Annotated in this window: 14 protein-coding genes; 6 read left to right on the top strand and 8 right to left on the bottom strand. The window is 72.6% G+C overall.

From position 1 onward, the window contains the following. The 3 genes from M1L60_RS23815 to M1L60_RS47125 all read left to right on the top strand — a co-directional run. A partial coding sequence (locus M1L60_RS23815; protein WP_253239705.1) for a hypothetical protein occupies positions 1–411 on the top strand: 411 nt, incomplete at its 5' end. Beyond that, entirely contained in the window at positions 411–779 is a 369-nt protein-coding gene (locus tag M1L60_RS23820) for a hypothetical protein (protein WP_253239706.1), read from the top strand. The genes M1L60_RS23815 and M1L60_RS23820, both read left to right, overlap by 1 nt. Positions 780–810: 31 nt before the next feature. Further along, positions 811–939, top strand: a complete 129-nt coding sequence (locus M1L60_RS47125) for a hypothetical protein (RefSeq protein WP_256517000.1) — start codon at positions 811–813, stop codon at positions 937–939. On the opposite strand, the gene M1L60_RS23825 is transcribed toward M1L60_RS47125, so the two are convergent. The 7 genes from M1L60_RS23825 to M1L60_RS23855 all read right to left on the bottom strand — a co-directional run bounded on the left by M1L60_RS23825 (position 923) and on the right by M1L60_RS23855 (position 8394). After that, positions 923–2323 carry an alpha/beta hydrolase family protein gene (locus tag M1L60_RS23825; RefSeq protein WP_253239707.1) on the bottom strand — a complete coding sequence of 467 codons (1401 nt, stop codon included), beginning with the start codon at positions 2321–2323 and terminating at the stop codon, positions 923–925. The two genes, M1L60_RS47125 and M1L60_RS23825, sit on opposite strands and share 17 nt — an antisense overlap. Before the next feature lie 44 nt (positions 2324–2367). Next, complete coding sequence (locus M1L60_RS23830; protein ID WP_253239708.1) at positions 2368–3213, bottom strand: SGNH/GDSL hydrolase family protein; 846 nt, start codon at positions 3211–3213, stop codon at positions 2368–2370. Continuing rightward, positions 3213–4037, bottom strand: coding sequence for a carbohydrate ABC transporter permease (locus M1L60_RS23835; protein ID WP_253239709.1), 825 nt, complete (start codon positions 4035–4037; stop codon positions 3213–3215). Before M1L60_RS23835 ends, M1L60_RS23830 begins: the two co-directional genes overlap by 1 nt. Then, positions 4034–4945, bottom strand: coding sequence for a carbohydrate ABC transporter permease (locus M1L60_RS23840; protein WP_253239710.1), 912 nt, complete (start codon positions 4943–4945; stop codon positions 4034–4036). Before M1L60_RS23840 ends, M1L60_RS23835 begins: the two co-directional genes overlap by 4 nt. Continuing rightward, complete coding sequence (locus tag M1L60_RS23845; RefSeq protein ID WP_253239711.1) at positions 4945–6300, bottom strand: ABC transporter substrate-binding protein; 1356 nt, start codon at positions 6298–6300, stop codon at positions 4945–4947. The genes M1L60_RS23840 and M1L60_RS23845 overlap by 1 nt, the downstream gene beginning before the upstream one ends. A 32-nt stretch (positions 6301–6332) precedes the next feature. Next, positions 6333–7274, bottom strand: a complete 942-nt coding sequence (locus M1L60_RS23850; protein ID WP_253239712.1) for an alpha/beta hydrolase — start codon at positions 7272–7274, stop codon at positions 6333–6335. 127 nt (positions 7275–7401) lie between these two features. Further along, positions 7402–8394: a LacI family DNA-binding transcriptional regulator gene (locus tag M1L60_RS23855; protein ID WP_253239713.1), complete on the bottom strand. Its 993-nt coding sequence runs from the start codon at positions 8392–8394 to the stop codon at positions 7402–7404. Between the two features lie 181 nt (positions 8395–8575). On the opposite strand from M1L60_RS23855, the gene M1L60_RS23860 reads away from it, so the two are divergent. From M1L60_RS23860 to M1L60_RS23870, 3 genes are read left to right on the top strand one after another with little or no spacing between them, the layout of a single operon-like run. After that, positions 8576–11275: a hypothetical protein gene (locus tag M1L60_RS23860; protein WP_253239714.1), complete on the top strand. Its 2700-nt coding sequence runs from the start codon at positions 8576–8578 to the stop codon at positions 11273–11275. Positions 11276–11316: 41 nt separating this feature from the next. Beyond that, positions 11317–12075, top strand: a complete 759-nt coding sequence (locus M1L60_RS23865) for a FadR/GntR family transcriptional regulator (RefSeq protein WP_253239715.1) — start codon at positions 11317–11319, stop codon at positions 12073–12075. Between the two features lie 25 nt (positions 12076–12100). Then, complete coding sequence (locus M1L60_RS23870; RefSeq protein WP_253239716.1) at positions 12101–12847, top strand: FadR/GntR family transcriptional regulator; 747 nt, start codon at positions 12101–12103, stop codon at positions 12845–12847. Here M1L60_RS23870 and M1L60_RS23875 read toward each other — a convergent pair. Next, positions 12837–13817 carry an aldo/keto reductase gene (locus M1L60_RS23875; protein ID WP_253239717.1) on the bottom strand — a complete coding sequence of 327 codons (981 nt, stop codon included), beginning with the start codon at positions 13815–13817 and terminating at the stop codon, positions 12837–12839. The two genes, M1L60_RS23870 and M1L60_RS23875, sit on opposite strands and share 11 nt — an antisense overlap. Positions 13818–13820 lie beyond the last annotated feature (3 nt).

Consider the following 13820-nt stretch of genomic DNA (forward strand, 5'->3'; position numbering starts at 1 on the left):
TCGGCCACCCGGGCGGGGGGGGGGTGGGGGGGGGCCCCCCCCCCCCCCGCCGCCGCCCACACCCCGACGAGCGCGCAACGGTGCACGCCCGTCAAGCCCACCGCGGACTTCTACGCCGCCGGGCGCATCGCCTCGACCCCGATCGGCGCCCGGTGCACCACGATCTCGGTCTCGGGCATCCGCGACGCCGCCCGGCCGTCGGACCGGTGTCAGACGTTCCTGGTCGCCCTGCTCTCGGCCGACGGGCGCGATCCCACGTACACCGAGCCGGTGCGGGCCTGCTCGCCGACCGAGCACCGGCGTACGGTTCTCGCGACCGGGGTACCGAGTGGGACCCAGTTCCGTGTGCTCTACGAGGTCGACTACATCGATCCGGCGCCGCAGCACGTCCGCTACACGGTCTGGCGCTGATGGCCACCCGATCCCTTCCTCTGTTGCTGGTCGCCCTGACCGTCGTCGCCGGATGCAGCACGTCCGGTGACGACGGCGGGGCGAACCCGGTGCCGAGCGGCGTCTCCGGGGCCGGGGACTCGCCGGCGCCGCCGGGCCCCGCGCGGACGATCCCGGCGTCGGCGTTCCTGAAGATGCCCGACACCATGCAGCGCGAGCGCCAGAAGGCCGACGGCGCCACGGCCGTGCCCCAGCTGTGCGACCGCGAACTGGCTCCCGGCGACGGGGTCCTGGCCAGCGCGGCCATGATGAGCCACTACCAGGCTCCGGACGCCCCGGAGGGCTCGGTGCCGAACGGGGTGCTGTATTTAGCTCGACCTGCCGGGTGACCCGACCGGCGGCGAGCAGACCAACCGGGTCGTGGTGCTGCGGTTCGGCTCGATCGTGACGGTGCTCCACGACAGCGAGTACGAACGCAGCAGCAGCGACCCCGAGCTGGTCAGCACGTTCGTCGACGAGGCCGGTAAGGCCATCACGGCTTGGCGCTGACCGGGCAGGCCGGGGCCACGAAGTTGCGGTGGGTGCCGCGCGTCCAGCGGCACCCGAAGGCCGGGTCGGCCACGGCCCGGCGGTTGAGCACGGCGTCGCCGGCGGCGCGATGGCCCGTACGCACCCAGGTCGTCAGGTCGTCGAAGCCCTGCGCCAGTTCCTGGCCGGTGAAGTCGCAATGGCCGACGCCGCGGATGGCGCGCGACACGAACAGGTTGGACCGGCCGTTGCGGGCGGCGCGGGCCGCGTACTCCTGTTCCATCGAGAACGGCACGAACAGGTCACCGATCGTGTGCAGGGACAGGACGGGCACGCGCGGCTTGCCGTCGACGCGGGGTACCCCGGACAGGCCGGGGTCGGCCGGGACGTCGCGCTTGACCCGCAGCACGTCGCGGTTGAGCCGCCACTCGGCGGCGGTCGGCCACAGCCGGTCGGTGCTGCGGTAGACCGTGTGCCGGTTGCCGGCGATGTTGCCGGGCGCGATGCCCGCGGTGCCGCCCTGCAGGCCGGGATAGAGGCCGAACAGGAACGGCAGGTCGGCCAGCGGCGGCAGCGAGGGCGCGGAGTTCCAGTACGCGAAAGCGCTGTCGAAGCCGGGCCGGTCACCCCCGCTGCGTCGTTCCACCACGGCCGACCACGTACGCCCGGCCGGGGTGGACCCGGTGGGCAGGCCGAGCGCCGGCGCGATGCGATTGACCTGGGCCCGCCACCGCTCCTGGTAGTCGGCGGGCGGGCGCCGCAGGAACTCGATCGGCACGCCGGTCAGCGCGGCCGCCGTCACGTTGGCGTCGAGGAAGTAGTCGTAGAGGGCGGTGTCGCCCAGCACCCCGCAGTAGGGCATGGCCCCGGCGAACATCCGCGGGCGCTCCTCGATCGCCACCGCGGTGACGTGCCCGCCCATCGACGCCCCGGACATGATCACCGACTTCGGGCGTACGCCGGTGACCCGGCGGAACACCTCGGGCAGGGCCACCGAGTCGCGGACCCCCTGGCCCACGTCGTAGCCGTTGGTGGCATAGCTGGAGGCGGCCCAGGCATAGCCGCGGGCGATGTAGTGCGACCGCAGCGCGGGGTCGTCGACGTACACGGTCGTGCCGGTGCCGCGGTACCCGTGGGCGTAGACGACGAGCCCGCCGTTCCACGCGCCGGGCACCTCGATCCGGTAGGCCGCGCCGGCCACGATGCCGGTGTGCACCCGCGCGCCGGGCAGCGCCGTGAACGGCGTGCCGTCGAGCCCGCACGCGGGGTCGGCGACCAGATAGCCGGGCTGGGTGGCGCTGGGCGCGGGCGCGGCACAGGCGGGCGCGGCGGCCAGCGCGGGCGCGGGCGCGACGGCCAGCGCGATCAGCAGGCCGAGGCCGGCGGCGGCACGACTCCAGATCATGGCGTTACCTCCGGGTAACATTCCATGCCTGACATCGACTGCCGTCAAGACCTGGCGCCGAGCTCCGCCACGATCCGGCTCAGGATGAATCGCTGACCGGTCCGGCTGGGGTGGACACCGTCCGGTTCGAGCAGGTGGTCCGGTCGCTGATCGGCGGTGGCCGTGTGCAGGTCGACGGCGTCCGGGGCGACCTTGCGGACGACCTCGGCCACCTCGGCCACCTCGTCCGCCCGCCAGCGCACCGGGCCGTCCCGGAAGAACTCGTCGATGCGGCGCTGATCGACGGCCGGGGGCGTGATGACGGTGACGGTCGCGCCCAGATCACGGGTGACGAGGTCGACCAGCGCCCGCAGGTTGCGTTCCGTCTCGGGCGCCGTGGTCATCCGGTGACCGCCGGTCCGGCCGTGCACCCGGACGTCGTTCGTGCCCAGCATCAGCAGCACGCGGGTGGGCCGGGCCGCTTCCACGACGTCGAACCGTTCCAGCACGTCCGCGGTGGTGTTCCCGCTGACACCCAGATTGACCAGGACGGGTCCGGACCCGACGGAGTGGGCGAGCAGGTCGAACCAGCCGAGGCGGTCGGCGGTGATCGAGTCGCCGACCGCGACGATCCGGTCGTCCGGCCGGAACGGCAGGCGCGCGACGGCCGCCCGGTGCTCCGGATCGGTCAGCAGCCGGGCCGCGACGGCGCCGGCCTCCTCGGCCAGCGAGCTCTCCAGGGCCCGGATCGTCTCGGCCGAGCTGGCCAGCATCTGCGCGAGCAACTCCGTGTGCAGCTCGTCGCCGACCGGGAAGCGTTGCAGCATCGGCCACGACCGGGTGCGCGTGTACCGCAGGAAGTGTCGTCGTTCCGCGTCGGTGTAGGCGGAAGTGAGTGGAGCGTCCATCATCAGCCCTTGATCGAGCCCTGCAGGAGCGCGGCCACGAAGCGACGCTGGAAGACGAGGAAGACCGCGAGCGTGGGCACCAGGATCAGCAACGCCCCGGCGCACAGCAGCGGGATGTCGGTGCCCCACTGTCCCTGGAAGGCGCCCAGAGCCCCGGCCATCGTTCGTTTCGCGGGGTCGTCGACCAGCACGATGGCCAGCAGGAACTGGTTCCAGGTCCAGAGGAAGAGCAGGATGGCCAGCGAGGAGAGCGCGGGCATGGCCAGCGGCACGTGCACCCGCCAGAACAGCTGCCAGGTGCCGGCGCCGTCGATCCGGGCCGCCTCGGACAGGTCCTCGGGCATGGTGACGAAGTGGGCGCGCATCCAGACCACCGAGAACGGCATGAACAAGCCGATCAGCGGCAGGATGATCGCCCAGCGGGTGTTGAGCAGACCCATGTCGCGGATCTGGTAGTACAGCGGCGTGATGATGCCCTCGAACGGCAGCGTGAGGCCCAGCAGGAAGACGACGAAGCCGATCCGGTGACCCGGCACCTTGAGGTGGCCGAACGCGAAGCCGGCCATCGTGCCCAGCAACAACGAGACCGGCACCACCCCGAGCACGATCAGGGTGCTGGACCACAGCAGCCGGCCCATGTTCGCGGCGCGGAACGCGTCGACGAAGTTGCCCCACTGCGGGCTGTCCGGCCAGGACAGCCCGGACGGGTACGTGCCGGCCGGGTGCAGGGCGGTGACGAACAGGCTGAGGAAGGGCACGACGGTGACCACCATCAGCAGGACGAGCAGGATCCGCCCGATCCACGTCTCGCGGCGGTTGACGATCATCGAGAGCCGTCCCTGGTGAGTCGCTGCAACGGAAGGACGACCAGCAGCACGAGGACCACCAGGGCCACGGCCAGGGCCGAGGCCATGCCGACCTCCCGCTCGGAGAACGCGAGGTAGTAGATCTCCAGACCGGGCACCATGGTGCTGTTGCCGGGCCCGCCCTGAGTGGCGATGTAGACGATGTCGAAGCTGGCCAGCGCGGCGATCACGGTCACCGTGACGCACACGCCGATCTCCTGGCGCAGGCTGGGCAGCGTGATCGAGAAGAACTCGCGGACCGGGCCGGCGCCGTCGAGCCGGGCCGCCTCGTACAGGGCCGGGTCGATCTTGCTCATCCCGGCCAGCAGCAACAGGGTGCACAGGCCGACGAGGACCCAGGCGCCGATGATGCCGACCGCGGGCAGGGCCGTGTCGAAGTCGCCGAGCCAGGCCCGGGTGACGCTGTCCAGCCCGACGGCCGACAGCAACTCGTTGGCCAGCCCGGTCGTGGACAGCAGCCAGCTCCACATGATGCCCGCGGCCACCAGCGGGATGACCTGGGGCAGGAACAGCACGGTGCGGGCGACCGTGGCCAGCCGGCTCTGCGCGATGCCCCGGATCGTGGCCGCCACGAACAGGCCCAGCAGCACCGGGACGAGGCTGAAGAACAGGATCAGCTCGAACGCGTGCAGGATCGAGGCGAACAGTTCGGAGTCGGTGAACAGGCGGCCGTAGTTGTCCAGCCCGACCCACGTCGACGCCCCGATGCCGTTCCACTCGTAGAACGAGTACTGCACGGTCAGCAGCAGGGGGCGCAGCACGAAGGTGGCGTACATGACGACGGCCGGGAGGGCGAACAGCCAGCCGAGCCAGGCGCGCCGGGGGCGGCGCGCGCGTGGCCCGCGCCGCCCCGTAGCGGGAACCGACATTACTTCTTGACCTGGCTCTCGTAGTCCTTCTGGACCGCCTTCAGCAGCCCGTCCGGGGTCTGCTGACCGGCCACCATCTTCTGCAGGTTCGGCGTCCAGCCCTTGGCGTAGATGGCGCCGGTCGCGTTGGCGATGAAGTCCATGGCGCCGTTGTCCTCACCGATGGTCGCGCCCGCGGCCAGGGTGCTCGCCGTGACCGTGCCCTCTTGAACCGGCGGCATGTAGGCGTCGGCCGGGCCCATCGGGTGCGAGCCGCCGACCTTGACCGCGATGTCGCGGGCCTGCTGGTTGGTGGCCACCCAGTTCAGGAAGAAGGCGGCGCAGTCGGCGTTCTTGGCCTTGCTGCCGATCCCGAAGGTCAGCGGGGCCGACATGGCCGCCTGCTTGCCGCCGGCCTGGGCCGACGGCATCAGGAAGAAGCCCGCGTTGCCGGCCATCTGCTTGTCGAGGTTGCCCGACTCCCAGTCGCCGTCGAAGATGAACAGGTTCTTGCCGCCGATGAAGCGGCTCATCATCGCCGCGTAGTCCTGCGAGTTGATGTCCGGGGCGAAGTAGCCTGCCTTGATCCACTTCGCCAGGTGCTCGGCCGCCTGCAGGTTGGCCGGCGTGTCGATGGTCGCGCCGGACTTCTGGAAGATCCAGTCGTTGATCGCGCCCGGTTCGCCGTACGCCGCCATCAGGTTCTGCAGCGGGAAGGCCAGGCCGCCGGTGGCGCCGCCGTTGAACTGGTTGATCGGGGTCAGCCCGGCGTCCTTGGCCTTCTGCAGCACGGAGTCGAACTCGGCCAGCGTCTCCGGCGGCTTGGTCATGCCGACCTGCGCGGCCAGCTTCTTGTTGTAGAAGACGCCGGTCATGCTGAAGTTGAGGCCCATGGCGTACAGCGGGCCGTCGCCCCGCTCGCCGGTCGGGCCGACCCGCATCTGCTGCAGCTGCGAGGCCGGCCACTTGTCCCAGCCGAACGCCGTGGCGTAGCCGTCCAGATTCTTCAACAGGTCGTCCTTGACCAGCTCGGAGACCTGCGGCAGGCGCATCAGGTCCGGCGGGTCGTCGGCCAGCACCCGGGGCGCGTTCTGGGTGATGACCGCGAACTGGTCCTCGCGGATGTCCCACTTGACGTTCGGGAACTGCTTCGAGAACTCGGTCGAGAGGTCCTTCGGCAGCGGGAAGCCGGTCTCGAAATAGCCCTTGAGGGTGATCGGATCGGTGCCGCAGGTGGCGTTGGCGACCGGGGCGGCGCTGGCCCCGGCCCCGGTGGTCTCCGAGTTGCTGCCGGGCGCGCTGCAGGCCGCGGCGGCGAGGACCGCGGAGACGGCCAAGGCGGTGCGAAGTGGTCGGCGAACGAGTCTATGAGCCATGACAGGCCTCCAGGATCGGGAGGGAAGGAATTTCAGAGGTGGGCCGCACGCAGGCTGCGCAGGAGGTCGTCCTGCCAGGTCTGCGCGCCGGGCCAGGTGCCGGTGAGGGCCAGTGAGCCGTGTACGGCACCGGGGTAGCAGTCGTGCGAGACGGCGACCCCGGCCGAGCGCAGCCGGCGGGCGTACTGCTCGCCGTCGCGTCGCAGGGGGTCGAACTGGGCGGTCATGATGCGCGCGGCCGGCAACCCGGCGAGATCGGGCGCCAGCAGCGGTGAGGCGAGCGGATCCCGGGCGTCGCCCGGCTCGGCCAGGTAGAGGTCGCGGCAGAGCGCCATCTCGTCGAGCGTGATGCCGAAACCGTCGCCGACGCCGGACGCCCGCATGCTGTCGAGGGTCAGGTCGAGCGGCGGCACCTCGAGCAGTTGCAGGCGCAGCGCGGGGCCCTGCCGGTCCCGGGCCATCAGGGCCACGGCCGCGGCCAGGGTGGCCCCGGCCGACACTCCCCCGATCGACACGTTGGCCGCGTCGCCCCCGATCTCGGCGGCGTGCTCGACTGCCCAGCACAGGCCCGCGTAACAGTCCTCGACCGGGGCCGGGAACGGGTGCTCCGGGGCCAGCCGGTATTCCACGGCGACGACGACGCAGCCGGCCCCCGCGCACCGGGTGCGGCAGGTCGCGTCGTTGACCCGCTCGTCGATGGAGCCCAGCCAGAAACCGCCGCCGTGCAGGAAGACGTGGATCGGCCGGCCACTCGCGGCGCTCGGACGGTAGACGCGGACGCGGATCCGGCCCGGACCGGCCGCTATCTCGACGTCGTGCTCGCTGTGGACCGGGGCCACCGGGGCGCCGAACAGGGTGAACAGCGAGTCGGTGCCGGCGTGGATGGCGACCCGGCGATCGGCGATCGGGGCATCCGGGTCCCCGGAATCCGGTTTAGTGGACAAAAAGGTTCGTACCGCCTCGTCCAGTTGCATCGCTCGCCTCCCGCACCCGTGTTACGAGCACGAAACATCACGGCCGACCAGCGTGTCAAGCGTTTCCATAAAAGCACTTTTATTTGCCGCCGCGGTGAGTCCGCAGCAACCCCCGGGTAAGGACTTCTCAGGTGGTCGAGCGTTGGACCAGACGCACGTCGAGCAGGGTCGTGGACCGCAGATCAGAGCCTTCGATGTGGCCCAGCAACACGTTCAGCGCGGTGCGGCCCGACTCCTCGAACGGCTGGCGGACGGTCGTCAGATCGGCCGCGACCGCCGACTCGCCGTCGTCGAAGCCCATGACGGCGAGGTCCTCGGGCACGCGCAGCCCCCGGTCGCGCGCGGCCAGCAGGACGCCGATGGCGAGCGCGTCGTGATGGGCCATCACGGCGCCGGGCCGGTCGGGCCGGTCGAGCAGCGCCGCCGCCGCCTGTCGGGCCGCGCCGACGGAGTTGTCGCTGGTCGCCACGACCACCTCGCCCCCGGCCGCCTCGATGACCTGCTGGAAGCCGGACAACCGGCGGATCGCCTGGGACTCGTAGTCGGAGACCTGCCGTTCGAGCAGATAGCCGACATGGCGGTGGCCGCGGTCGCGCAGATGAGCGGCGGCCAGACGGCCGCCGTCGCTGTCATCGATCACGACCCGGCTGAACAGCAGACTGTCCGCGTCGACGGCCACGGTCGGCAGATTGCGCTCCCGCAGCCGTTCCGCGATCGCGTCCTCGATCGGCAGCCCCATCACGATCAACCCGTCCAGCCGGCCGTGGATGGGCATGCTGGCCAGCACCGGCGACGAGGCCAGGGCGGCCGACTCGTGATCGAAGACCACGACGTCGATCTCCATCTGGGCCGCGCCGGCCAGCACACCGGACAACCGGCGCAGATACGAGCCGTACGCGGTGAACGGGGCCATCACCCCGATCCGCCCGGCCGCCCGGCGGGCGAAGGACACCGCCTGCATCTTGGGCACGAATCCGAGCTCGTCGGCCGCCGCGAGCACCCGGGCCCGGGTCGCGGGGCTCACCCGGTCCGGCTTGTTGAGCACGTTGGACACCGTCGAGATGCTGACCCGGGCCCGCTCGGCGACCTCGTAGATGGTGACCCGATCATTCGCCGCCAACGCCCGTCCCGCCCCGATCCCCGTTTGTGAAGTGTTTTGTTCGAAGCACTCTACGCCGTACGGGTGGGTCGGCTGTGCGGTTCGGCCCCCAGCCTCGGCCGGGAGGTCTGGCCCGCCTCAATGGCATCGAATACGGTGAATCACCGACGGGAAGATCCGGCCCTCGGCGGAAGTGGCATCCATGCGCTCGATCCTGGCAGTAGCCCTGGCCCTGGGACTGACCGGCGGGAGCCTCGCCGCGGCGGGGCCGGCCGCCGCCGCTCCTTCCGCGACGACGGCGGCGGTGGGCTGGCGGACCGATGGGAACACGGTGATCTGGCGGTCGCCGGACGCCGTCCCCGTCGGGGACGCGGCGATCGAGTTCTGGGCCGGCGACCGGCGCCTGGGAGCGGCCCGGCGGCTCGACTCGCACACCTTCGCGCTGCCCTGGCCCGGCCCGGTCACCGGACTGTCGGCCCGGGCCGGTGGCCGCCGGCTGGACCAGGCGCCCGTACCGAACCGGTCCGCCGCACCCCGGCCGGTCGCACCGGGCCCGCAGCACCCGGCGAATCCGGTCGACCCCGGACGGCCCGGCCCGTACGGCACCCGGACCGGTGAGTACTCGCTGCCCGCGCTGCCGTTGCCCGGCTATCCGGCCCCGGTCGAGATGCGGGCGCTGGTGACCGCGCCCCGCGGCGCCGCCGGTCCGCGCCCGCTGGTGGTGTTCCTGCACGGCCGGCACGCCAGTTGCTACGGCGAGGCGGACAGCGCCCCGTACGTCTGGCCCTGCCCGGCCGGCAGCCGGCCCGTGCCCAGCTATCGCGGCTACCAGCAGGCGCAGCAGCTGCTGGCGTCCCAGGGCTACGTCACGGTCTCGATCTCGGCCAACGGCATCAACGGGCAGGACGAGTCGGACAGCGACGGCGGCGCCCAGGAAAGGTCCTCGCTGGTCCGGGCCCACCTGGCGCGATGGGCGGACTGGGCCGGCCGCGACCGCGCGAGCGCCCCGGCCGCCGTGCGGGCCGCCCCGCCCGCCGAGCTGCAAAGGGTGCTGCTGGTCGGGCACTCCCGCGGCGGCGAGGGAGTCAACCGGGCCGCCGTCGACAGCCTCGCCCCGCCACCGCGCGGCCAGGACGGCGCACCCGGCCCGACCCGATGGACAGTGCGCGGCCTGATGCTGATCGGCCCGACGACGTTCGGGCAGAATCCGGCGCCGGACGTGCCGGCCGCGGTGTTGCTGCCCGGCTGCGACAACGACGTCGCCGACCTGTCGGGGCAGATGTACGTCGACGCGACACGTGGGGTCAGCAGCGGGCGGGCGCTGCACAGCGCGCTGCTCATGGTCGGCGCCAACCACAACTTCTTCAACACCGAGTGGACCCCGGGCCAGGCCGCCGCCCCGGCCGGCGACGACTTCCCGCCGGACGGGGACGACCCGGTCTGCAGCCCGGGCACGGCGACCCGGCTGACCGCGGCCCAGCAACAGCGGGCCGGCGCCACCTATGTCGCGACGGCGGCGCGGGTGTTCGTGGCCGGCGACGACCGGGCCCGGCCCCTGCTCGACGGCACCGGTGTCCGGGCCCCCTCGGCCGATCCGGCCCGGGTGCTGAGCCACGCCGTGGGCGCCGGCCGGTCGCCCGTGGTGCTGCCGGACGAGCCGCTGACCGTCACCGGTTCGGGCCGGCTGTGCGACCAGGTCGACCCGGATCCGGAACACGCCTGCCTGCCGCCCGCCGACGACTCGTTCTGGGGCCTGTCGCCCCACTTCATCGGTCTCGACCTGACCGCCGACGAGCCGGGCCGGCGGGCGGTGGCGATGAGCTGGTCGCGGCCGGGCGCGGCGACCACCCTGCGGCCCGCCCGGTCCCGGCCGGTCGGCGGCGGCGGCGAGCTGGCCCTGCGGCTCATCGTGCCGCCGGGCAGCACGGGCACCCGGGTCGGCGTCGTCGCCACCGACACCCGGGGCTGCGCCGTCGACCTGGGCACCGTGGCCCTGGACGGCCTGCCCCTGTCCCCTACCCTGCGGCGGTACTGGGCGCAAGAGGTGAGGTTGCCGCTGCGCGGCCTGACGTCGATCGCCGAACTGCGGCTCGTGCCGCGCAGCGACAGCGGATCGGCCTGGCTGATCGACGCCTGGGACTGGCGGCCGGGCCTGCCCGCGCCCCGGCCGGTGGCACTGCCCCGCGTCGACGCCGGTGACCTCACGATCTCCGAGGGCGACGACGGCGAGCGCACGGCTCAGATCCCGGTCCGGGTCTCCGGGCGTGGCGACGGTCAGGTGCGGTTGTTCCTCGAGGACTGGTCGACCGGGCTCACGCGCACCTGGCCGGCCACCGTCCGGCCCGGCCAGGTGCGCATCCCGGCGCCGTTCCCGGTGACCGGCGACCGGCTCTACGGCTCGGACGAGATGCTGCGGCTCAGGGTCAAGGCGGTGCGCGGCGTCCAGGTCGGCGGCTGGATCAGCCGGGTCGAGGTGCGCGACGACGACCCCGCGCCCGAGGTCACCGTCGACCCGGTGGCGGGCTCGGTGGTGGAGGGCGGCACGCTGCGGTGGCGGGTCACCTTCTCGGCCGGCATCGAGGGTCCGGTCTTCGTGAGCGGCGCCGTCCGGCCGCCGGGCGCCGATCCCGAGCTGTCCACCACCGACGTCGACCCGGCCTGGCTGATGGACACCGGCGGGTACGAGGCGGAACCGAGCCGCCCGCTGTCGGAGCTGGACTTCCTCAGCCTCTTCGCGGTGATCACGCCGGACCGGCTGAGCACCGAAATGTCCGTGCCGACCATCGCCGACCAGGCGCCCGAGCCGGTGGAGCGGATCCGGCTCGCGCTGTCCGGATCGGGGCGCGCACTGGAGGACATGGGCTCGGTGACCGGGAGCGTGACGGACGCCGCGTCGCGTTAGTCATATTACGTATGACCTTATGTGCGGTAGGGTCTCGTTTCGTGACGGCATCGGCGAACGGCTTGCCCACGCCGGCCCGGGCCCGGCGCCCGGCCACCCTGGCGCGGGCCATCACGGCGGAGCTCGTGGAACGCATCGTGCTCGGCGTGCACCCGCCGGGCACGCCGCTGCCGCCGGAACCGGCGCTGGGCGAGGCCTTCGGCGTGAGCCGGACCGTGATCCGCGAGGCGGTGAAGATCCTGCAGGAGAAGGGCCTGGTCCAGGTCCGGCAGGGGGCCGGCACCATCGTCACCGCGCCGGTCATGTGGGACATGCTGGACGAGGTGGTGCTGCGGGCCACCATCGCCACCGACGAGAGCCTGGCCATCCTCGACGATCTGGTCGCCACGCGCCGGGTGCTGGAGTCGGACATGGCGCACGTCGCGGCCCGGGTCGCGGGCGACGAGGCCCTGGCGACGCTGCGCGAACTGGTGGAGCGCATGGACGAACTCGTGGACGACCCGCTGGCGTACGCCGAGGTCGACCACGCCTTCCACGACACGATCATGCGGACCGGCGGCAACCGCCTGGCCCGCGGGGTCGTTCGGGCCCTGGAGAGCCAGGTCGTCAACACCGCGCGCTACCTGGGCCGGGCCGACCGGGCGTTGTGCGTGGCGTCCAACCAGGGCCACCGGCGGATCCACGAGCGCATCGCGGCCCACGACCCCGAGGGCGCCGGCGTCGCGATGTTCGACCACATCACCGAGGCGTGGCTGGTCCGCCGAGGTGGGCCGGACGCGCCCGTACGCCTCCAGCGCTGACCGTCCGGACCGGTAGGGTGCAATCATGACGGCCCCACCCGACGCGTTCGCCACCCCGCTGCGCCGGCGGGCCGACCGGTTGAGCGTGGCCGTGGTGCTCGAGCTGGTCGAGCTCATCGTCACCGGCCAGATCCCCGAGGGCGACCTGCTGCCGCCCGAGGGACCGCTGAGCGAGCACTTCGGCGTCAGCCGCACCGTCATCCGCGAGTCGGTCAAGCGGCTCGAGGAGAAGGGCCTGCTGATCGTCACCCAGGGCCGCGGCACCCAGGTCGCCCGGTCCGGCTCGTGGAACATGCTCGATCCGGTCGTGCTCTCCACGCTGATCGACAACGACGAGTCCCTGGGCGTCCTCGACGAGCTGACCGTCGTGCGGGCCAACCTCGAGTCGGCCATGGCCGGCGCGGTGGCCGCGGAGCACACCGACGAGGGCCTGACCCGCATCGCGCACGCGCTCGAGGTCATGCGCGAGCACCGGCAGGAGAGCGACGCCTCGCGGCAGGCCGACGTCGTCTTCCACCTCACGATCATGGAGTTGTCGGGGAACCGTCTGGCCGAGAACATCGCCAAGCGCCTCTATCTGCGGGCGCTCGAGAGCAACCGGTTCCACGGCATGGGCTACGAGAACGCGTTCGAGTCCACTCTCGACGACCACGAGCGGGTCCTCGACGCGATGACCCGCGGCGACGTCGTCACGGCCGAGAACGCGATGCGGGAACACATTCTCGGTTCCTGGCAACGCCGCCGGTTGGGGTCGCCGCCGCCTAAGGCGTGACGGCGGCGGCGGGGATGAGCCCGGCCGCCACCAGATCCGGCCACAGTCCGGCCGGAAGGTCCGCGGCGAACTGCCGCAGGTCCTCGTCGACCTCTTGTTCCGAGCGCATCCCGACCGCCACCGCGGCCACCGCGGGATGCAGCAGCGGGAAGGCCAAGGCGGCGGCGGGCAGCGCGACGCCGTGGTCGGCGCAGATCGCCGCGATCCGCCGGGCCCGGCCCACCACGGCGGCGCCGGCCGGGCGGTACTCGTAGGTGGCGCGGGGATCAGGCTGGGCCGTCGACAGCAGACCGGTGGCGAAGACACCGGCGGCGACGACCGCGACACCGTGCTCGGCGGCCGGGGTGAGAACGGATTCGAGCGCGTCCTGGTCGAGCAGCGAGTACCGGTTGGCCAGCATGATCACGTCGACCACGCCCGCACGGATCAGGCCGGCCAGGCCGGCCGTCGCATTGGTGCCGATGCCGACGGCGGCGACCAGGCCGGCCGCCTTGAGCCGGGCCAGCGCGGCCAGCGCCTCCCGGGCCGCGCCGGGCCAGGCCTGATCCGGGTCGTGGGCGAACAGGATGTCGACCAAGTCGAGTCCCAGCCGGTCCAGGCTCTGCTCCAGCGAGCGCTCGACCCCGGCCGCCGTGAAGTCCCAGCGCCGGCCCAGGTCTCCGGGCACCAGGAAACCGTCGTCGTCACGGTCGAGTGGGGGCCTTCGGGGCACTATCAGCCGGCCGACCTTGGTCGATACCACGAAGTCGGCCCGCGGCCGGCGGCGCAGTTCGGCCCCGATCCGGCGCTCGGAGAGCCCCAGCCCGTAGTGCGGCGCCGTGTCGAAGTACCGGACTCCGCCGTCCCAGGCGCGGCGCAGGGTCCGGCCGGCCTGCTCGTCGTCCATCGCGACGCCGAAGTTGCCGAACGGGGCGCCGCCCAGGCCGAGGACGCCGTGCGGCGACCGGGCCCGGTCGAACAGCTTCGCCACGAC

This window comes from Paractinoplanes aksuensis (assembly GCF_024137025.1).
Lineage (GTDB): Bacteria > Actinomycetota > Actinomycetes > Mycobacteriales > Micromonosporaceae > Actinoplanes > Actinoplanes aksuensis.